The organism is Aquipseudomonas alcaligenes (assembly GCF_003205495.1).
Lineage (GTDB): Bacteria > Pseudomonadota > Gammaproteobacteria > Pseudomonadales > Pseudomonadaceae > Aquipseudomonas > Aquipseudomonas alcaligenes_B.
This window is the reverse complement of the sequence record NZ_QJRX01000012.1, coordinates 18,125-39,795: the sequence shown is the minus strand read 5'-3', so window position 1 is coordinate 39,795 and position 21,671 is coordinate 18,125. Positions and strand designations below refer to the sequence as shown.

The window sequence follows — 21,671 nt, the reverse complement described above, 5'->3', positions numbered from 1 at the left end:
CGACATATTATATGACACCCATAATCAAACAACCCCCTTCCTCTCTATGGCATCCATAGAGAGATGAGCAAAGGGGGAGTCAATGCAGGTATAGCCGGATTCCGGCGCACGCCAGCAACGAAAGGACCCAAGCCCGCCCAGGCTTGGGCTGAATCGATCTATGCCGCCGCGCGCTCCACGGCCGCATCCTCGAAGCGATCGACCCGGCGCAGGCTACGGAAACCCGCCATCCAGGCGCCCACTACACCCAGCGTGCACAGGCTGCCCAGCACCGCCGCCGGCACCGCGCCGAACCAGGCGGCGCTGCTGCCGGCACGGAATTCGCCGAGCTCGTTGGAGGAGCCGATGAACAGCATGTTCACCGCGTTCACCCGGCCGCGCATGGCGTCCGGGGTAGAGAACTGGATCAGCGAGGAGCGAATGTACATGCTCACCATGTCCGCGCCGCCCGCCACCAGCAATGCGGCAAACGACAGCCAGAACAGGCTGGACAGCGAGAACACCAGGTTGGCCACGCCGAACACCGCCACCGCGACGAACATGCTCAGCCCCACATGCCGGTTGAACGGCCGCAGGCTGAGGTAGAAGCCCACCAGCACCTCGCCGATGGCCATGGCGCTACGCAGGATACCCAGCCCGGTCGGCCCCACCTGCAGCACCTCATGGGCATAGATCGGCAACAGCGCCACCACCCCGCCGAGCAAAACGGCGAACAGATCCAGCGAAATGGTGCCGAGGATGATCGGCCGCGAACGGATAAACCGGATGCCCGCGGTGAAGCGCTGCCAGGCCGTAGCCTCCAGCGGTCGACTGTCCTCGCGGTAGCGCACCTGCACGGCTGCCAGCATCAGCACGCCGGCGGCGAAGCACAGCAGGCACACCGCATAGGTCAGCTCACCACCGCCCAGCGCATAGAGACCGCCGCCCAACACCGGACCGGAAATGGTCGAGGCGCGCACTATCATGCTGTTGGCCGCGATGGCCGCTGCCAGCCGCTCGCGCGGCACGATCTGCGGTAGCAGACTGGACAGCGCAGGGCCGGTGAAGGCCCGCGCACAGCCATAGAACACCAGGACCATATAGAAAGCACCGACCGGCCCCTGCTTCGCCGAAAGCCCAAGCAGCGCCGCCGCGCACAATGCCTCCACGCCCCAGCTCAGCCCCAGAATCCACTTGCGGTCGAAGCGATCGATCAGATCACCGGCCGGCAACAGCAGAAACAGCATCGGCAGGAACTGCGCCAGCCCCACATAAGCCAGCGACATCGGATCACGCGTCAGCTCGTACACCTGCCACGCCACCACAACGGCCATGATCTGCACGGCGAACATCGCCAGCACCCGCGCGGTGAGAAAAGGCAGGAAGCCCGGCTGACGATAAACAGAATGTTCGGCGGACACAGCGCAAGCCCCGAAGAGGAAAACGAGGGGCGCACTCTAGCGGAGGCAAAGCTGGCCGGGCAAACAGCTTTGCTTTCCGGCAAACTGCCAGCGATCACCTGGCCACGCTCGCCAGGCAACAGGTAGAGTTCACCTCACGACCAGGCTGTTCAGGGACGACCAATGACCGCCAGCAGTAACTTCAGCTTCCTCAAGGAACACGATCCCCTGTTCCTGCAGCTCGCCAGCACCGCCGAGCAGGTCTTCGCCGCCGACCCCAACACCACCCTGATCAAACTGCGCCAGCTTGGCGAAGCCCTGGCCCAGGATCTGGCCAGTCGCGCTGGCATCGAGTTCGACCAGCAGACCTCCCAGGCCGACCTGCTCTACAAGCTCGGTCGTGAAATCCAGCTGGACCGCAGCATCAGCAGCCTGTTCCACACCCTGCGCATCGAAGGCAACAAGGCCACCCACCAGTTCCGCACCCAGCACCGCGAAGCCCTCGACGGCCTCAAGGTCGCCCGCGCCCTCTGCGTCTGGTATCACCAGGCTCTCGGCAAGGCCGGCAGCAACTTCAAGCCCGGGCCATTCGTGATGCCCAGCGACCCCAGCGCGCCGCTGCGCGAGCTGCAGGGCGAGATCGAACAGCTCAAAGCGCAACTCCACGAGTCCAGCCAGCAGGTGGAAAGCAATCAGCAGCTCACGGCGCTGCTCAAACGCGAGGCCGAGGAATACGCCGTGCTCGCCGAGCAGATGGATGCCGAGTCGCGCCGTTACAAGGAACAGGCCGCCGCCCATGAAGCCGCGCTCGCCCAGTTGCGCGCCGAACACGAGCGCAGCCTCAAAGCCCTGCAGCAGGAGCTGGAGGCCAAACCCCAGGCCACTCAGCAGGTACTGCACAAGACCCAACAGGCCAGCAGCCACTTCGACCTGTCGGAAGACCTCACCCGCATCATCATCGACCAGCAGCTGCTCGAAGCCGGCTGGGAGGCCGACTCCCTCGACCTCACCCACGCCAAGGGCGCGCGCCCGGAAAAGGGCAAGAACAAAGCCATCGCCGAATGGCCCACCAGCAGCCCCAAGGCCTGTGCCGACTACGTACTGTTCGCCGGCCTCACGCCCATCGCCATCGTCGAAGCTAAGCGCAAGCGCATCAACATCAGCGCCTGCATCCCCCAGGCCGAGCGCTATGCCCGCGACTACCCCCTGGGCGGCGAACAGCAGCCCGCCTGGGAACTGGCCGGGCTCAGCCTGCCCTGGGCCGATGGCCAGGGCGGCCACTTCCACGTGCCCTTCGCCTTCGCCTGCAACGGCCGCCCCTTTATCAAACAGCTGGCCGAACAGTCCGGCACCTGGTTCCGCGACCTGCGCAGCCCGGCCAACACCGGCCGCCCGCTGCCCAGCTTCCACACCCCGGACGGCCTGCTCGACCTGCTCAGGCGCAGCCGCGAAGACGCCGAAGCCAAACTCAAAAGCGAAGGCTTCGCCTACCTCAAGCTGCGCCCCTACCAGGAAAAGGCCATCCAGGCCGTCGAACAGGCCCTGGCCAACAACCAGCGTGACTGCCTGCTGGCCATGGCCACCGGCACCGGCAAGACCCGCACCATCATCGGCCTGCTCTACCGCTTCCTGAAGGCCGAGCGCTTCAAGCGCATTCTCTTCCTGGTCGACCGCAGCGCCCTCGGCCAACAGGCCGTGGAAGCCTTCCACGACATGACGCTGGAACAGAACCAGACCCTGGCGCAGATCTACGACATTAAGGAGCTCGGCGACATGGCCGCCGAGGCCGCCACCCGCGTGCAGGTGGCCACCGTGCAGTCCATGGTTCGCCGCGTGTTCCAGTCCGACAACCCACTGCCCATCGACGAGTTCGACTGCATCATCGTCGACGAAGCGCACCGCGGTTACACCCTCGACCAGGACATGAGCGAAGGCGAACTGGCCCTGCGCGACACCGCCCAGTACCTCTCGCAATACCGCCGCGTGCTGGACTACTTCGACGCCTGCAAGATCGGCCTCACCGCCACCCCGGCGCGGCACACCAGCGAAATCTTCGGCAAGCCGGTGTTCACCTACAGCTACCGCGAGGCCGTGGCCGACGACTGGCTGATCGACCACGAACCGCCGATCCGCTACGTCACCCGCCTGGCCGCTGAAGGCATCCACTTCGCCAAGGGCGAGACGGTCAGCGTGCTCGACACCCAGACCGGCGAAGTGGAAAGCGCCGAGCTGGAAGACGAACTCGACTTCAACATCGAATCGTTCAACCGCAGCGTGATCACCGAGGCCTTCGACCAGGTGATCTGCACCGAGCTGGCCAAGGAGCTCGACCCCTTCGGCGAAGAGAAGACCATGATCTTCTGCGTCAACCAGAAGCACGCCGAACGCATCAAGCGCCTGCTCGACGATGCCTTCGCCGCCCACTACGAAGAGCAGTACAACGAAGCCGCCGTGCGCATCATCACCGGGCAGAGCGACAAGGTTGACCAGCTCATCCGCCTCTACAAGAACGAGCGCTTCCCCAACATCGCCATCACCGTCGACCTGCTCACCACCGGCATCGACGTGCCACGCATCTGCAACCTGGTGTTCATGCGCCGGGTACGCTCGCGCATCCTCTACGAACAGATGAAGGGCCGCGCCACCCGCCGCTGCGACGACATCGGCAAGACCGTGTTCCGCATCTACGACCCCGTCGATCTCTATGCCGCGCTGGAAGCGGTCGACACCATGCAACCGCTGGTGAAGAACCCCAATGTGCCGCTGGAGCAGCTGCTCAGCGAACTGGCCAACCCCGCCAGCCTCGAAGCACCCGGCAGCCGCGAGGGCGCCAGCCACGCCGACGACGTGCTCGACCAGCTCGGCCAGCGCGTCATGCGTATCCTGCGCAAGGCCCAGCACAAGGCCGAGAGCAAGCCCACGCTCAAGCAGAAACTCGACGAACTGCAGGACGCCTGGGGCGTGCCGCCGGCCGAACTGCACAAGCACCTGCATGAGCTCGGCCCGCAGCAGGCCGCGCACTTCGTCCGCAGCCACAGCCGCCTGCTGCAGCAGCTCGACAGCGTCAAAGCCCTGCTCGCCTCGGAAAACTACCCGGTGATCGCCACCCACAGCGACGAACTCAAGGTGCGCGAACAGAACTACGGGCAGAACCAGAAGCCCGCCGACTACTTGGAGAGCTTCCACGACTTCATCCACAACCAGCTCAACCAGTCCGCCGCACTGGCCGTGGTGGTCAACCGCCCGCGCGACCTCACCCGCGAACAGCTGCGCGAAGTGCGCCTGCTGCTGGACAACGCCGGCTTCAGCGAAGCCAGCCTGAAAAGCGCCTGGCGCAACGCCACCAACCAGGAAATCGCCGCCAGCATCATCGGTTACATCCGCCAGGCCGCCATCGGCGAAGCGCTATTGCCCTTCGAGCAGCGCGTACAGCAGGCCATGCAGCACATCTACGGCCTGCACGGCTGGACGCCACAACAGCGCAAATGGCTCGACCGCCTGGCCAAGCAACTGGTGCACGAAGTGGTGCTCGACAGCACCCAGCTCAACGATGCCTTCCGCGAGCACGGCGGCCTGCGGCTGCTCGACAAGCATCTGGATGGCAACCTCGCCAGCGTGCTGCAGGCGCTGAACGACAACCTCTGGCCACAAGTCAGCTAGCCGGTGAGCCGAATAGCCCGCATAATCGGCTCACTCAATGAGCCGAATAAATTCTCTATTCGGCTCACCTCCGCTGAGAACACCCATGCACGACACCCGCTGGATCTGGCAGCACCCTGACTGGCCGCACTTCACCTGGCAGGCCGACGCCCTCGCCGCGCCGCTGCGGGCCTGCGCCCAGGCGCAGGGCAAGTTGCTCGGCATGGCCGGCGCGGTCGGCGCCGAGGCCGAGGCGCAGAACAGCCTGGACGCCCTGCTGCAGAACATCCTTACCTCCTCAGCCATCGAGGGTGAGCAGCTCAACGTCGGTTCGGTGCGCTCCTCCCTGGCGCGCCGCCTGGGCCTGGCCGCCGAAGGCAAACCCAGCGCCCGCAGCGAAGGCCTGGCCGAACTGCTGCTCGACGCCACCGGCAACCACCAGCAGCCCCTCACCCGTGAGCGCCTGCTCTGCTGGCACCGCTGGCTGTTCCCGGCCGACGACTTCCCGCTGGCCAGCCGCATCCGCGTCGGCGCGCTGCGCGGCGAGGAGCCCATGCAGGTGGTCTCCGGCCGGCTGGACAACCCCACCGTGCACTTCGAGGCTCCGCCCCGCGAAGTGCTGGAGCCGCAGCTGGACGCCTTCCTCGCCTGGTTCGAGCACAGCCGCGCGGACGCCAGCCTCGACCCGCTGCTGCGCGCCGGCATTGCCCATTTCTGGTTCGTCACCCTGCACCCCTTCGACGATGGCAACGGCCGTCTCACCCGCGCCCTCACCGACCTTGCCCTGGCCCAGAGCGAGCGCCAGGCCATCCGCTTCTACGCCATGTCGGCGAGCATCCTCGACGACCGTGCCGGCTACTACCGCATCCTCGAAACCAGCCAGCGCGGCACGCCGGACCTCACCGCCTGGCTGCAGTGGTTCCTCGCCACCCTGCTGCGCAGCCTGGAACAGGCACTGGCCCGTATCGACCGCCTGCTGGCCAAGGCGCGCTTCTGGCAGCAGTACCGCGCGGCGGCGCTGTCCGCCGAGCAGGTCAAGGTGCTCAACCGCCTGTTCGATGGCGGCGACAAGGGCTTCGAGGCCGGCATCAGCGCCGCCCAGTACCAGGCCGTGGCCCAGGTCTCCAAAGCCACCGCCACCCGCCACCTGAGCGATCTGCTGGAAAAAGGCTGCCTCACCCGCCTGCCCGGCGGCGGCCGCAGCACCCGTTACCAGATCAACCGGCCCGGCAGCGCCCTGCCCGGCCCCACCACCGAGTAAGCCATGACCAACACCGATATCGTCCAGAAACTCTGGAGCCTCTGCGACGTCCTCCGCGACGACGGCATCAACTACAGCGACTACGTCACCGAGCTGGTCCTGCTGCTGTTCATCAAGATGGAATACGAGCAGGTGCAGAACGGCAGCGGCTTCGAGCACAAGCTGCCCGCAGGCGCCCGCTGGCCGGACCTCACCGGCAAATCCGGCCTCACCCTGCTCAACCACTACCGGCAGATGCTGCTGGACCTGGGCAAGAGCAGCGACCCGCTGATCGCCGCCATCTACGCCGACGCCCAGACCCGCCTCAAGGAGCCGCGCCACCTCGACCAGCTGATCCAGAGCCTGGACGGCATCGACTGGTTCAGCGCCCGCCAGGACGGCCTCGGTGACCTCTACGAAGGCCTGCTGGAAAAGAACGCCAGCGAAACCAAGTCCGGCGCTGGCCAGTACTTCACCCCGCGCCCGCTGATCGACAGCATCATCCGCGTCATCCAGCCGCAACCCGGCGAAGTGATCCAGGACCCGGCCGCCGGCACCGCCGGCTTCCTCATTGCCGCCGATGCCTACATCAAACAGCACAGCGACGATCACTACGACCTCAACGACCGCGAGCGCGCCTTCCAGCGCAACCAGGCCTTCGTCGGCATCGAGCTGGTGCCCGGCACCCGCCGCCTGGCCCTGATGAACTGCCTGCTGCACGGCATGGAAGGCGACGCCGAGGGCGTGGTGCACCTGGGCAACGCCCTCGGTCAGGCCGGCATGAACCTGCCCAAGGCCGATGTCATCCTCTCCAACCCGCCCTTCGGCACCGCCAAGGGCGGCGGCGGCCCCACCCGCGACGACCTCACCTACAAGACCAGCAACAAGCAGCTGGCCTTCCTCCAGCACATCTACCGTGGCCTCAAGCCTGGCGGCCGCGCCGCCGTCGTATTGCCGGACAACGTGCTATTCGAGGCCGGCGTCGGCACCGACGTGCGCCGCGACCTGATGGACAAGTGCAACCTGCACACCATCCTGCGCCTGCCCACCGGCATCTTCTACGCCCAGGGCGTGAAGACCAACGTGCTGTTCTTCCAGAAAGGCTCGCCCGACGACGCCTACCAGAGCGAAGGCTGCACCCGCAGCGTGTGGATCTACGACCTGCGCACCAATATGCCCAGCTTCGGCAAGCGCACCCCCTTCGGCGCCCAGCACCTCAAAGCCTTCGAGGACGCCTACGGCGCCGATGCCAACGGCACCAGCCCGCGCGCCGAGAATGTCGAAGGCATCGGCGAGCAGAGCCGCTTCCGCGTCTTTACCCGCGAGCAGATCCGTGAGCGTGGCGACTCCCTGGATATCAGCTGGCTCAAGGACGCCGACAGCCTGGATGCCAGCGAACTGCCGGCGCCCGAGGTACTGGCCGGTGAGGCCATGGCTGAGCTGACCGAAGCCCTGCGTGAGCTGGATCAGCTGATGCAGGCACTGGGGGCCGGGGATGAGGCGGAGCAGCAGAAAAGGATGCTGGCCGAGGTGATGGGGTTGGCGGTGGCTCAGGAGGTTGGGGATGAGTGAGTTGCCGAGTGGATGGGGACGCGCTGAGATTGGCGATCTGTGCAACCTGATCAATGGCCGCGCATTCAAACCTCAAGAGTGGTCAGAGTCCGGTTTACCGATCATCAGAATTCAAAACCTGAACAATCCGACTTCAAAGTTCAATCATTTCTCAGGAGAGTTTGACGCAAAGCACCATGTTAAAAATGGCGATCTACTCTTTGCTTGGTCCGGCACGCCAGGCACCTCTTTTGGCGCGCATATTTGGCATGGCGGCGATGCCGTTCTGAATCAGCACATCTTCAAGATTGAGTTTTCGGAGCGAGAGACTAACCGTGGATTTCTTCGTTACGCGATTAATCAGAAGCTGGATGAGCTAATCAGCTCAGCTCAAGGCGGGGTAGGCCTACGTCATGTAACCAAGGGAACTTTCGAGAAAACAGAAATTTCCTTTCCGCCACTCGCCGAACAAACCCGCATCGCCCAAAAACTCGATGAACTGCTGGCCCAAGTAGACACTCTCAAATCTCGCATCGACACCATCCCCGCCCTGCTCAAACGCTTCCGCCAATCCGTCCTTGCCGCAGCGGTTTCCGGGCGATTGACGGAGGAGTGGCGAGCCGGTAATACGAGATGTGATGTGGCAGAGCAGATAAATGCAATTTTGCGTGATCGCCTGCTCCTCTCGAAGTCGAAGAAGGCCCCGTCAACCCATCTCAAAAATGAAGAATATGAAATCCCCCAAACATGGCGATGGGTTTCGCTTGATTCCCTGTCAGCCAAAATCGTTGACGGGACGCATCACACTCCTACCTATGTTGAAAGTGGAGTTCCGTTCATCTCGGTCAAGGATATCCGTGATGGCGTTATTGATTTTTCTAGTACGAAATTTATTACTAATAGAGAGCATGAGGAGCTTTGTAAGCGCTGCTACCCTCAAAAGGGCGACTTGCTAATCACAAAGAGTGGAACAATCGGCAGAACGGCTATGGTCAACACTCAAGCCGAGTTTTCTTTGTTTGTTAGTGTCGCTCTTATAAAGCCAGCCTCAAAACTCGTGAATATGAGGTTCATTGATATCGCCCTGATGAAGTGGGTGGGTGAAATCGATATTTCGAGTCGAATTGTCGGAAGCGCCATTAAAAATCTTCATCTAACTGACATGAAAGTTCTGGCGATTCCATTTGCACCACTCGAAGAGCAAGCCGAGATTGTCCGTCGTGTCGAGCAACTGTTCGCCTTCGCCGATCAACTGGAAGCCAAGGTCGCCACGGCCAAGGCCCGTATCGACCGCCTGACCCAAAGCATCCTGGCCAAGGCCTTCCGCGGCGAACTGGTGCCCCAAGACTCGAACGACGAACCCGCCAGCCTGCTTCTCGAACGCATCCAGGCCCAACGCGCCGCCGCCCCAAAAGCCAAACGCGGCAGGAAAAGCGCCTGATGCTGCGAGTCGACTGCCTGGTTAATCATCATCCACACACCTGGATGCAGGCTCAAAATCATTAAGAACAGGGGGCAACATGCTGAACGCCGTCTTGGTCGGTAAACGAATCGGCACCGGGCTGGAAAACTCGCAAATCCAGCTGGAAGAAGCGCGCGGAGCCGAAGACGTGCTGACTGCCACTGTATTCGAGCGCCTGTCTTACCTTTCCGACACGCAGTTCAGCGCCATCATGTCAGCACTCCTGCAAGAGCCTTTTGGCCGTCTGGATAGACTGGAGTTCTGGCCATCCTGGTACTTGCAGGATGGCACTCGAGTCGAGCCGGATGTCGTGCTGAGCGATGGCCAGACTACCCTGCTGGTCGAAGCCAAGCGCCACGATAACCAGCGTCAGCAAAGCGCTGAACAACTGGCCAGGGAGTTGCTGGCCGGCTGGGGTGACGGGGCGCTGCCTGACCATTGCCTGCTGTTGGCGCTGGGCGGTCTGGACGATCTTCGCGAGTCGGCTCGCTCCAGATTGCAGCAAGAGATCAAGTGCGCCATTCCCGCCCCTCAGCTTCGCCCGTTCAGGCTTATCTGCCGCAGCTGGCAACAGCTATTCGAGGCAGTGCAAACAGTTACTGTCGGAGCATCCGCCGGAGAGGAGCGTCTGGTGAATGATTTGGCCCGTTGCTTCGCCTGGCACGGGCTACGCACGCACCCGATGCGCTGGCTCGGACAACTCAGCCCCGCGGGCATAAAGATCTCTCCCGGAGTATTTCGCGCATGGAGCCGCAAATGACCTCGTCACTTGATGATGCACTGTTGGACGTACGTCGCGCCTACCGCCTGCTTGCGGACTATCAACAGCACCTGTTTGAACTGCTCGGCTACATCCGCGAGCGTCTTGGCGCGAACGCTTATTACCAGGAGCATGTTTTCAAACGTCCCGGCGACGCGGCTGGCCTTGAAAGCGACGAGTTCTCCGGGTGGCGATATTTGCCTTGCTACGACCTGTCGCTGCTCTGGTTGAAGCATGCGGGACAGGACGCCCCATGGGACAACCACCGTAAAGGTGACCAGATGTTCGGCGCCTGGATTCGCAGCGATACGGGTTTTGACAAGTACAGCAAGACATTCAGCCAAGAGTCCGTTGAGAAAACGCACAGTGAGCTTGTTTTGTCCGTTGTGGTCTGCGATACCCCGGCCAAAGCGCCGTACAACTGGTACAGCAAGGTCTGGTGCGGTATTCCGTACCCGGCCGACGGCACCGTCGGCACTGCCAGTGAAGTACCTGGCTACAGGTGCTACGTGAAAGCTATCCCCCTAGCAGCGCTGGCTGATCAGTCATCGGTCAACGACATGATCGATAGTTGGCTTAGTGCAGCCAGCAAGGCTCTAGGGCTGCAGATCGGGCCAGAGTCTTAGGATCACAAACCGCAAAGGACTGCCATGAACTATTTCGTCATTCTCCAGCCTCTGCTGGATACCCTGAAATGGCTGATCCCGGCCATGCTGCTGATCGGCCTGCTGAAAACGCCTTGGTTCAAGGGCTGGTTCGGTGAACGGCTGGTCAGGGTCTTTGCTCACTATCAGCTGGATCGTCAGATCTACCGTCGCCTGCATGACGTGACGCTGCCCTCGCCGGACGGCACCACACAGATCGACCATGTGTTCCTCTCGCCCTTCGGCATCTTCGTGCTGGAGACCAAGAACATGCGCGGCTGGATCTTCGGCAGCGAACAGCAGGCACAGTGGACTCAGCAGATCTACAAGCAGCGCTTCAAGTTCCAGAACCCGCTACGCCAGAACTACAAGCACCTCAAGGCCCTGGAGTCGGCCTTGGGCGTGGCGCCGGAGCATCTGCATTCGGTGATCGCCTTCGTCGGCGGCGCCACCCTGAAAACGCCGATGCCGGCCAACGTCACCCAGGGCGGCGGCTTTATCCGCTACATCAAGTCATTCGACCAACCGGTATTCAGCGAGGAGCAGATCGAAGCCATGCAGGCAGCCCTGCAAAGCGGCCGCCTCGCCCCGACCCTGGCCACCCAACGCGAGCATGTGCAGCGCCTCAAGCAACGCAGCGACCCAAACGCCGAGCGCCAATGCCCCAGGTGTGGTAGCGCCTTGCTGATACGCACCGTCAAGAGCGGCCCCAAGGCCGGCCAGCGCTTCTGGGGCTGCAGCGCCTTCCCTAAATGCCGCACCATGCAACCCTTGGCCTGATTTCCACACTTACAGCAGGTAGCACGGATGTCCCTACCCACCTACGACCAGTTCATCGAACCCATCCTGCGTTTTCTCGCCAGCCGCCCGGACGGCGCTCCAGCCCGCGAGGCACATGAGGCCGCTGCCCATGCACTGCAGCTGAGCAACACCCAGCGCCAGGAAACCATTGCCAGCGGCCAGGCCACTTACAAGAACCGCGCCGGCTGGGCCCACGACCGCCTCAAGCGCTCAGGGCTCTCCAGCAGCGCCAAGCGCGGCGTCTGGAAGCTCACCGAAGCAGGCCTGGCATTTGCCCAAGCGCATCCCGCCCCGCTCTCACCCGATCGGGTCGAGCATCTGGCCGTAGACTTCATGGATGTGAAATTGAAAACAGCCAGCGACGCGGTAGCTTTGGACGCGGAACCAGACGCTCCGCTCGCCACCAGCGCCGCTACCGCCAGTCCCGAAGAGCGCCTGGAGCAAGCCCTGAAGGAACTGCGTGCCAGCGTCGCCGGCGACCTGCTCGACAGCCTGCTGCAGGTCAGCCCGGCGCGCTTCGAGGTCATAGTGCTCGATGTGCTGCACCGCCTCGGCTACGGCGCCAACCGCGAAGACCTGCAACAGGTCGGCGGCAGCGGCGACGGCGGTATCGATGGAGTCATCTCACTGGACGCGCTGGGCCTGGAGAAGGTCTATGTGCAAGCCAAGCGCTGGCAGAACACCGTCGGCCGCCCGGAGCTGCAAGCCTTCTACGGCGCCCTCGCCGGCCAGAAGGCCAAGCGCGGCGTGTTCATCACTACCTCCGGCTTCTCCGCCCAGGCCGTCGACTTCTCCCGCTCGGTAGAGGGCATGGTGTTGGTCGACGGCCAACGCCTGGTCAATCTGATGATGGACCACGAAGTCGGCGTGACCTCGCGCCTGCTCAAACTGCCACGCCTCGATAGTGACTACTTCGACGAAGAGCTTTGATTCAAAACGCACTTGCATGGGGAGCAAGTGCGACACAAACAAAAAGGCCAGTCATTGCTGACTGGCCTTTTTGTTAGGGTTATTTGGTCGGGACGGAGTGATTCGAACACTCGACCCCTTGCACCCCATGCGCTTAATTACTGGATTTCCATAGATCATCAGGGACATCTACAAACAACGTTAAGCCTAGTAATTACGGGGCTTTCAGGCTATTTTACCTTCCCATAGCGTTCACTACCGTCCACCAGCAGCCAAGCATTTCGGTGGCACAAAAGTGGCACAAAATTCGGGCGCGAAGAATTTTACTAGGGGTAGAGAGTGGCCAAGCTGACGATCAAGCAACTGGAGGCTTTCACAGCTGAAGATCATGGAAAGGTCTTCCGAGAGGATGGAGGACTGGTTGCCGAGGTGCGAGCTGGAGTGCGTGGGGTCACGGTTCAATTCAGCTACGAATTCAAACTGGATGGCTCCAGAACACGAAAGCGGCTGGGCAGTTGGCCGAAGAAAAGCCTGGCACAAATTCGATCTGAGCGTGACGAAGCCCGGACACTTGTCACGAAAGGTCTTCACCCTACCCTTGCCGCCAAAGCAGCACGAATCGAAGCACAAACAGCGATTGCCACCACGATCGCTAAAGCAGAGCGTGAAGCCGCGGAAAACAAAACAGTCGCTGACCTGTTTGACGAATGGATACGCGACGGCGTCTCCCGACAGGACGGCAATGCCGAGCTGATCCGCAGCTTCAAAAAGGACGTCCTGCCATTCATTGGAAAGAAGCCTCTACGCAACCTGACCGAAAAGGATCTGCTCGCAGTCCTGCGCTCAGTCAAATCTCGCGGACTGAACCGCACTGTCGTAATTCGCAGCAAGGACATTGGCCAAATGCTGCGCTGGGGAGAAAAGCGAAAGCCCTGGCGAAGCCTAATGGCTGACGGTAATCCTGCCGACCTGATCGACGTAAACAAGCTGCTCGACCACGACTATGAAGAACAGCGCGACAGGCTGCTTTCGCCAGATGAAATTCGCGAGCTGCGCGATATCTTCGAGCGCCTTGAGCGTGACTACGAAGCCTTGCCTGCAGGCCAAAAATATTCAGGCATTCGGCCTGTCAACACGCGCGTTCAGAGCGCAGTTTGGATCTGCTTGAGCACCCTTTGCCGTATCGGCGAGCTACTCAAATCTGAATGGCGGCATGTTGATCTAGAAAAAGGCACCTGGTTCATCCCAGCCGAAGCAACCAAGGGCCACAAAGGCAAGCGACAGGATCACCACGTCTTTCTTTCCGCCTTTGCTCTTGAGCAATTCAAGCGACTGCACAAAGAGACCTGCCACACCCCGTTTTGCTTCCCTAGCAAGAATGGCGATAGCCACGTCGATACCAAGACGATCAGTAAACTGATCGGCGATCGACAGTGCCGCTTCAAAAATCGCAGCAAGCCCCTTGCAGGCCGGCATCACGACGATTCACTAGTACTAAGCAAGGGCACCAAGGGTGAATGGACACCGCACGATCTGAGACGTACAGGCGCCACCATGATGCAGAAGCTTGGCGTCACACTGGAGATAATTGATCGCTGCCAGAATCATCTATTAGGCGGCTCCAAGGTACGTCGGCATTACCTGCACCACGATTATGCCAAGGAGAAAACCGAGGCTTGGCGCTTGCTCGGTGAGAATCTGGAATCAATCCTAGCCAAAAACTCAGAGACTTCTTTGTCTCTTTAGTTGATATCACATAACTCCAGCGAAAAATATCTCACCAAGACAGCGCAACGAGAAAGCTCATTACGCTAGATCAGCGATTACCTCGTGAAGAAGATCGTCACGCATGCACTCCAAAACCGCAATATGACGCATGCAGCGTTCTTCTTTGCCTAGCTGCTCTCGCTTCCATTCGATATCGTCCTCAATCAGCAATCTAATCGAATCAGAATCCGGCTGCTGACCATAGCTTTTATCGCGCGCTGATTTTGCAACAAGCACAGAGACACCTCTGTCCAAAACCTCATTAACTGAATTAGTCCATCGACTTTCCAAATCGAGTGTTTCAACAAGTGTTTCGGCTCGACGAGGCACAGTAGGATCTGTGATTTTGATTTCAACCTGACGCGCATTGGTAGGCGAGATAGCTGCAGCCACCAAAACCGATGAGACACCAGGCCTTAGCATTGGGTGGTATGTTTCATTTAATCCCGCTGCGTCAGCATTACCCATAGGAGTATTGGCAAGTTTCCAACGCGAATTGCACCCTTGGCATGCAGAAAAAAGATTCGCCGGGTGAATTGCGAGGTGAGGCCATTGCGATTTGGGAAAGAAGTGGTCGCAGTCATTGGCTTCAGTGTTAGTACCCAACTCACCCAATGGCCCGTCGCAATACCCGCACACACCGTGCAATTGTGGACGAAACGCTTTCATCACTGTTGCGCGGTCAAGCTTGCCCCCAGTCAAGGTGAACGGTTCGGACTCGAAGCCCATTCCTGCAAGCCAGCCATAGAAAGGCTCTGCTACCTTCCTGACGGTTTCTAACCAATCGGGATACAGACGTGGGAACTGAAGTTCATTTCCAGCAGCGTCCCACTGGCTATGAAACTGCGCGTCGTGGGTAATTGCGGCCGCTACCAAGAGCGCTTCAGCTGGGTTTGCCCGGGCTTTGGTTGCTAACGCAGTAACAGCATCTCCAAAAGCAGTGCGTGCCTGATGCCAATAAATCCTTTGCCAAAGCCACTCACCAAGCGGTTGCCCGAATTGCTGGGTCAACAACTTGTTGTCTTCCAGGAGTTGTGGCGGGCTACAAAGTAGCCAATTTAGAAACTGCAACTTAATGATAAAGACACGATTCAGATCTTGAGCTATTTCATCAGGCAAGCAACGCTCATGAAGCATTGACCGTGCTCCCTACCAAACCTCGCCAAGCTCGCTTTAGATCGACCTGAAAGTAACCAGGACCGGTTTGGCGAATAAAAGCCTCAACAACCGCCTTCATGGTTAAAGGTTTAGAAACTCCAAAGTGCACTGCAAAGCGCTCAGCGCTGAGGAGACTATCGACTACCTGATACTCAGTTAGCCCGCTCTCAGTTAAAGCAGCAGCTTTCAATATCTGATCAACAAGCCCCTTACTCAACGGTGTTCCTAGTCTCCAGCATTCCTCGATTTCCTCCGCAAACTGCGTTGCCGCGACAAGGACCTCTAGTAAACGACTTGCTCGTCTTCCGACCGTATCAGGAGCCCCAAAAATATCCCGCAATGGATGGTCGCCTGTCGCTCCGAAAGTATGAGTTTGAGCATCCAGGATTCGGACACCAGATGTACTCGGCCCTGTAGCGTCTACGAGCGATTTTCGCTCCAACACCACCAATTCGTCTTTCAGTGCGTCCGTGAGCATCAAGGCGGCATGGGTGGCAATTAGTACATCTGCTGAGGTACTTGCCAATGCATCATCAACTACAGAAACAATGTCGCGCTTCCACAGATCATTAAAGTGGGTTTCAGGTTCATCCAAAAGCAACAGGGAGTCCTGACGTCCGCTTAGCAGATGCAGTAGAGCCATTCTTCCCATAAACATCTGTTCTCCATCGGATAGTTCTTCATAACGCATTACGCCAATATCGTGCTTGATAGCATCGGGCTTTGCGCCAGACATAGCGTGCCGACGTAATCTCAGCTGCACGTCATCGAATAGCCCCTGTTGGTTCAGCTCCAGAAGACGAGTAAACAGATCAAAACTGCTGACATCCTTGGCGCCGCCTAACAACGCCCATAAGGCTTCGCCTTGGGTGGAGCAGGTGCTTAGCTCTTCGTGATCGGCAGACAAGAAAGATAACCCTTGTGCATCAAAGGGACTTTTCAGATCAAACCAAAGCGTGCGACGGTGCTCGATGGGATGAGGTTCCGCGATCACTTCGCTAGCACACAGCCACCAATCGTGTGCGGTTTCGCACAGTTTCTGATCCCATTGTGCTGTTTGCAGGCGCGAGCGGAACGCTACAGAAACCAAATGATGCCAGCCCCCTCGCTCCAATAGCTCTTGAAGCGGAGTAATGTTTTCCCGCTGACGCTGCCTAGCTATCCGAGCGTCTATCTCTGCCGGCAGTGAGTTGTCAGTGGTTTCAATAAATGCCTGCGGCAGGGCCACTGCCAGCAACGCGCATTTCAGCAGCGTCGCATCGAGCAACACTGGCCTTCGATATTGATCCGTTTCGACACTCTTTGCATCTACGGGCTGCTTGGGGATATCACTCCCAGCCTGGCGCACAGCTTGGAGGGCGAGTTCCTGGCTGATCGTCCAGCCTGCGGGGCGCTCATTGCTTTGGTCTTCATCGTTGCTGTCCAATAAACCGACCGAATTCTGATTGCGGCTCCACACAGATCGCCATGGGCGCAGATCGCCGGTGGTGTAAGCCAGCACAGCAGAAGGCAACGCAATACCGTGCGGTGTCACTGAGCCTGCGGGCCATTCCCCCTTGCGAACAAGCGGGCGAAATTCCGAAGGAATATCGGTGGACTCAGTTGAAAAACTTGATAAAACGTGTTGGAACTGATCCTCAGTGAAGCTATTCGGAAAGGCGAATTTGTCGGCAATCCACAAGCTCGCCGATTGTCGATCCCCAAACCAATCAAGCACCAGAGTTCGGGCGTTTGACGAGCCACGACTACCCAACTCATAAACAAGTTGCACAGGAAAAAGGGTTTTCTGACCATCTGCCAAGGCTAAAAAAACCTCAGCTACGGCGCGCAGCAGGTTGGATTTTCCGCTGCCATTCACCCCCACCACAAAGCGGATTGAGCATTCACGTGCCAGTGGCGATTCGCTGGCGAAGCAAACCTTAATGTCCGAGATAGGAGGATAATTTTTTAGGCGTAGGTAGCGCAGACGCATTACACGGCCTCCAGATTGACTTGACCCGCTTCTACATTGAGAGCGCGGGCGATGTCTTCTTTGACATCGTCGAGCGAGGCGTAATGCCGGCTCCGATCCACCAGGTGAGTGAAATCCTTGCCGTCGTCATCTTGAACTGAAATCACCTGGAACATACCGCCGGCACCACTGTGCTCGGAAGTTTCGTAGTCCAGATGCATGGTGAAGTAATACTCCGGAGCAACATTTGACGAACAGGCTTTCCGCAAAGCTTCCACATCAGCCATGCGCGAGAACTCTTCAGGGCGTAGAAGACGGAAGGCTTTCAGATAGTCCAACTCGCCGCTCGCCAGATCCTGCTTGGGTAAAGTGATTTTGGCAATCAGACCCAATGCCGATAATTGGCTCAAAGCACGGCGGATACGATTCCCATGGAGCAGGCCAAATGATTGCAGACGATCAGCCACGATTGAATCGTCGCAGAAGCGGGAAAATAGTTCTGGGTCCTCTACCAACAAGGGTTGGCCACTTTGCTGGCAATACTCCTTGAAAGCTTCTAGCACCTGGCGCTGGAACTCACTGAGCTCACCAGACAGCCAACGGCGAGCAGGACGAACAGAGAGATCAGCCTGCACCTTGAAGCTGACTTTGGCCTCACCCACCAGAGAAATTTTTGTTCCGTTTTTTAGTAGCAACGCATCACGGGCTTTTGCCGCATCTACGATTTCATCCGCATGAGACTCGCGCCATTGCGTAGTCAACTGCCCGACTAGGGCCTGCTGGCAAATAATCTCCTGCAAGTCGGAGTACATTTCGATTTTGCCGAGCATCTGCGCCCGCAACGTCTCGATTTCACGCACCAATCTTGCGAACTTCTGTTGCAATGATAGAGGTGGCAGTGGAACGGTGATTCGCCCCAGATCCGTCGGGCTGACATTCGCCATACTAACGGCCTGTTTGGCTGAATTAAGGAGGCGATATTTTCCATAAGCACTGTTCAACGTGGCCCAGAGAAACTCAGGCAACATGTCGGGCTTTAAGCGAAGGCGCACTAGATAAGATGCAAAGCTAAATGCGCCCTCAACGGGACGCCAGATCGCGCATTTACCAACTAACTCCTTTGAGTTCGTCCGGTTAAACAGCAGGTCACCATCGCGCAACTCAGTAGATTCGATATCTTTTTTCGACAGGTGGGCGTATTTCAGATCTGTCAAATCCAACCAGCCGCTAGTTGTCATGCTGTTCATTCGCAATACAGCATGCGTTCCGGTTTCCCCCATAGCTTCGGATAACCCGTACTGAGAGTCCGCCACGCAGTCACTAATTCGAACGGGATCAATCAAACCATCTGCGGTAAACCAGGCGCCAAAGTATTCCCAGTACGCTGTACGTATCAGGTGGTCAACTTGATCACTAATTGATTTCTTGGCCTTAGTCACCGCCTCCACCTGCCGCAGCACATCAACGATGCGCTGTTGCTCAAGAAGAGTAGGGAGTGGGATCTTTACCCGTGAAAGAAAATCAGGCGGTACCCGTTGCAGGCCTCCCGTGCCCACAAATGCAGACGCTGCCCGATCCCGAAAGGCTTTCTGCCGAATAAAACTGAACACGTATTCCGGAAGAACGACCTTGGTCGGACGCAACACATGGAATTCTGTGGAGCCAAAGCCAAAACCGTTTTCTAGGTTCCGTGCTATGGCAGCCTTTCCGTTCTCCATACAAGGTGTGACTTTTGCGAATAGCACGTCTTGCTCGCGAAAACTTGTATAGCCCTTCGCAACCTCAACGAACGTACGTGTTTCTGCTTTGTCTATGACACCACCATGCTCATCGACAGCGGACATGGGCACAAAAGTTACGGTTGCATCGCTAGCTGGTCTGCTCTCTGCAAGTAACCGCGGGTTGAGCTCGCAAACATCAGTGAGGCGTGCTTGTACCCAAGATTCTGGCAAGCTCATTCGCGCCCCTCCACCATCGCCAGCAACGTGTCCAAGCCTTTGATAATGTCCTGCTCGGTGCTCTTAAGAACACCGATCAACTCAGCCACGCTCTTGTCACTTTTGAGCTGGGTGAAATCGAATGGCTTGTACTGTCCGGCGGACAGGTTCCATTCACGCGCTTCGATGCAATCCGGGTCGAGCAGACCATCCTTAAGTGCGCTCTTGTCGTCATACAACCCATCGGCCAGCATCGCCTCGACATAAGCCGACCGCACTAAACCATCGGCGTCGTGAGAGCCCCTAAGCTCGCCATCCGCACTTTGCCACTCATCGTTACGCGCCCAGTCGCGCACCGGCACTACCCAGTGCTTGGCCGCCTTTAGCGGCGTGCACTGATCAATCGCCAAGCTGCGCAGTGTGACGTCGAAACCATCAAGTTTGGCGACTTCACGAGCTACCTCTGCCAGTTTCTGTCCGATATCGTGCGTCGTCATGGCCTTGGGCGGCTGATTGCCTCGCAATAGACCAAGCACGTGCATATCGGCCTGAGCTTCCGCCAACGCTGTTTTCACCAAGTCTTTCCATATGGGCAGCGCAGGAGAATCATCTTTTTCGAAAAAGGCCTCTTTTTCTCGGGCCAGTTTTTTGAACTCCGCTTCGGCTGGCTTGGCAGCCTTTTTCCAAGCATCTATGAGTTCGATATCGGTGGCCTTCTCGGCGAGCCGTGCCATGAGCGTTGCATCCCAGGCTTTTTTTGCCGCTGGTTGCAGCGCCTGAACGGCCAACTCGGTCAACACATTCGCGGCAGTAGAGCGGATGTTTTCTTCAGCCTCTTTCGGGTTAGAAGGAAGCTCCGGGAAAAGCTCATGAATACCCCACACTTGCCCATCCCACATGCTGGTATCGGGCAGACTGGAAAACGCCATACCAGCAGGCGTGAGTTCGTCGGCAGTGTCACGCAGCAAGGCTTGGCGCCAGCGCTCTGTATGAAAGCTGGGTTGCAGCAAGGTTTTTTCATTGAGCTGAGCAGCGTTGCGCCCGTGCTCGACCCACTCCTTGAACTTGACGAGCGCATCCCATAAGTCGTTTTGTTGACCAGGACGCGCATTGCGTCTGGCATCCTTTGAGTAACCATCTTCCTCCACCTCATAGAACCAAACGTATTCACTGAGTGGCGAGGCGTTGCTGGGCAGGCTTTGCTTGCTGTCGCGGCGGGTGACCTTTCTAAAGATCAGAATGGAAGTCTTGACGCCTGTGTAGGGTTGAAATACACCGCTAGGAAGGGAGATCACCCCTTCCACAACGTGCTCGACAAGCAGTTCCCGGCGCAAACGCACGTGGGCTTCGGTATTGCCGAACAAGACACCCTCGGGAATGATCACCGCACAACGACCGCCAATATCGAGCAAATCGAGCATCAGCCACAGGAAGAGCAGCTCGCTCTTGTTGGTGATCGATTCGTGCTTTTTCTTGCCACCACCCCCGACGCGCGGGAAAAGCAAGGTGTCGGGATCCAGATCGCCGCTGTCGACCGTTCCGGTAAAGGGCGGATTGGCCAGTACGAACTGATAGCTGCCTGGCTCCAGTAGTTCTTTAAGCCTGGCTTTCCCTTCGCGTTTGCTGAGCGAGTCGCCCTGTAACAAATGCGGATCGGTCACATCGTGCAGCACCAGGTTCATCCAGCCGATGCGCGCCATAGTGCGGTCGTTATCGAGACCGACAAAATTTGCACCGTTGTGGATGGCCTCATATTGCTCCGGTGTAGCGGCAGCACCATCGGTGCGATGCGGGGTGCCATCCCATTCCAGCACGAGGTTTTCTTGCGCCGAGTATTTGCGCATCAGGTGCTGCTGGGTGCTAAACAAAAAACCGCCCGTGCCGGCGGCAGGGTCAATAACCCGCTGGCCGGGCTCAGGGTCGAGTAGCTCAACCATGAAGCGGATCAAATGGCGCGGGGTGCGGAACTGGCCATTCTTACCTGCAGTGGCCACTTCACTGAGCAGATATTCAAAGGTGTCGCCCATTATGTCTTGGGCAGCAGAGCCTTCGCCGGCACGAGCAAAGAGCTGGTCGATAGCGTCGATGGCATCCGACAACACCTTGCCCTTGTTAGGGTCAAGCTGGAAGTAGGCGTCAGCCATGCGGTTATTGAGGCTGGCCAATTCTGTGCCATCAGCGCTGGCGCTGCTGAAATGTTTGTCCAGCTCACGTAGCCAGGGGAAAACCACGTCAATTAAATGAGCAGGATTGGTCTTCTCTCGACGTATGTAGCTCCACTTGCAAGATTCGTATCCCGCGTAGATCGATGAGAAGCCACGTTGCTGGCGCTTGAGGTCGATATCTTCCAATCGCTTGAGGAAAAGCAGATAGGTGATTTGCTCAACCGCCACCAAGGGGTTGGTGAGGCCGGCAGCCCAAAAGCGGTTCCAAAGTTCGTCGACTTTTTTCTTGATATGAGGAGCAAGCATTC

General features: G+C 58.8%; 14 protein-coding genes. 9 read left to right on the top strand and 5 right to left on the bottom strand.

What is annotated here, in order from left to right; genetic code table 11:
* Positions 1 to 158: 158 nt before the first annotated feature.
* Positions 159 to 1,400, bottom strand: coding sequence for an MFS transporter (locus tag DMO17_RS19000; RefSeq protein WP_110684048.1), 1,242 nt, complete (start codon positions 1,398 to 1,400; stop codon positions 159 to 161).
* Positions 1,401 to 1,562: 162 nt separating this feature from the next.
* Between DMO17_RS19000 and hsdR the strand changes: the two genes are divergently transcribed.
* The 9 genes from hsdR to DMO17_RS18955 all read left to right on the top strand — a co-directional run bounded on the left by hsdR (position 1,563) and on the right by DMO17_RS18955 (position 14,131).
* Positions 1,563 to 5,039: a type I restriction-modification system endonuclease gene (gene hsdR / locus DMO17_RS18995; protein ID WP_110684047.1), complete on the top strand. Its 3,477-nt coding sequence runs from the start codon at positions 1,563 to 1,565 to the stop codon at positions 5,037 to 5,039.
* Between the two features lie 85 nt (positions 5,040 to 5,124).
* Positions 5,125 to 6,279, top strand: a complete 1,155-nt coding sequence (locus DMO17_RS18990; RefSeq protein ID WP_110684046.1) for a Fic family protein — start codon at positions 5,125 to 5,127, stop codon at positions 6,277 to 6,279.
* A gap of 3 nt (positions 6,280 to 6,282) precedes the next feature.
* The gene (locus DMO17_RS18985) at positions 6,283 to 7,830 is read left to right on the top strand and encodes a class I SAM-dependent DNA methyltransferase (protein WP_110684045.1); all 1,548 of its coding nucleotides are present in this window, start codon (positions 6,283 to 6,285) and stop codon (positions 7,828 to 7,830) included.
* Positions 7,823 to 9,250 (top strand): restriction endonuclease subunit S, encoded by a 1,428-nt coding sequence (locus DMO17_RS18980; protein ID WP_110684044.1) that lies wholly within the window; start codon positions 7,823 to 7,825, stop codon positions 9,248 to 9,250. Before DMO17_RS18985 ends, DMO17_RS18980 begins: the two co-directional genes overlap by 8 nt.
* Before the next feature lie 79 nt (positions 9,251 to 9,329).
* Complete coding sequence (locus tag DMO17_RS18975) at positions 9,330 to 10,031, top strand: F-box domain-containing protein (protein ID WP_110684043.1); 702 nt, start codon at positions 9,330 to 9,332, stop codon at positions 10,029 to 10,031.
* Positions 10,028 to 10,657, top strand: coding sequence for a hypothetical protein (locus tag DMO17_RS18970; RefSeq protein WP_110684042.1), 630 nt, complete (start codon positions 10,028 to 10,030; stop codon positions 10,655 to 10,657). The genes DMO17_RS18975 and DMO17_RS18970 overlap by 4 nt, the downstream gene beginning before the upstream one ends.
* Positions 10,658 to 10,681: 24 nt before the next feature.
* Positions 10,682 to 11,455, top strand: coding sequence for a nuclease-related domain-containing protein (locus DMO17_RS18965; protein WP_110684041.1), 774 nt, complete (start codon positions 10,682 to 10,684; stop codon positions 11,453 to 11,455).
* Between the two features lie 27 nt (positions 11,456 to 11,482).
* Positions 11,483 to 12,406, top strand: a complete 924-nt coding sequence (locus tag DMO17_RS18960; RefSeq protein WP_110684040.1) for a restriction endonuclease — start codon at positions 11,483 to 11,485, stop codon at positions 12,404 to 12,406.
* Between the two features lie 318 nt (positions 12,407 to 12,724).
* The gene (locus DMO17_RS18955; protein ID WP_110684039.1) at positions 12,725 to 14,131 is read left to right on the top strand and encodes a tyrosine-type recombinase/integrase; all 1,407 of its coding nucleotides are present in this window, start codon (positions 12,725 to 12,727) and stop codon (positions 14,129 to 14,131) included.
* A gap of 60 nt (positions 14,132 to 14,191) precedes the next feature.
* On the opposite strand, the gene DMO17_RS19645 is transcribed toward DMO17_RS18955, so the two are convergent.
* Genes DMO17_RS19645 through DMO17_RS18940 form a run of 4 tightly spaced genes read right to left on the bottom strand, consistent with a single transcriptional unit; the run spans position 14,192 to position 21,669 of the window.
* Positions 14,192 to 15,289, bottom strand: a complete 1,098-nt coding sequence (locus tag DMO17_RS19645; RefSeq protein WP_146224942.1) for an HNH endonuclease family protein — start codon at positions 15,287 to 15,289, stop codon at positions 14,192 to 14,194.
* The gene (locus DMO17_RS18950) at positions 15,279 to 17,282 is read right to left on the bottom strand and encodes an AAA family ATPase (protein ID WP_110684038.1); all 2,004 of its coding nucleotides are present in this window, start codon (positions 17,280 to 17,282) and stop codon (positions 15,279 to 15,281) included. Before DMO17_RS18950 ends, DMO17_RS19645 begins: the two co-directional genes overlap by 11 nt.
* Complete coding sequence (locus DMO17_RS18945; RefSeq protein ID WP_110684037.1) at positions 17,282 to 19,219, bottom strand: restriction endonuclease subunit S; 1,938 nt, start codon at positions 19,217 to 19,219, stop codon at positions 17,282 to 17,284. The genes DMO17_RS18950 and DMO17_RS18945 overlap by 1 nt, the downstream gene beginning before the upstream one ends.
* The gene (locus tag DMO17_RS18940) at positions 19,216 to 21,669 is read right to left on the bottom strand and encodes a type I restriction-modification system subunit M (protein ID WP_110684036.1); all 2,454 of its coding nucleotides are present in this window, start codon (positions 21,667 to 21,669) and stop codon (positions 19,216 to 19,218) included. The genes DMO17_RS18945 and DMO17_RS18940 overlap by 4 nt, the downstream gene beginning before the upstream one ends.
* Between the last annotated feature and the right edge of the window lie 2 nt (positions 21,670 to 21,671).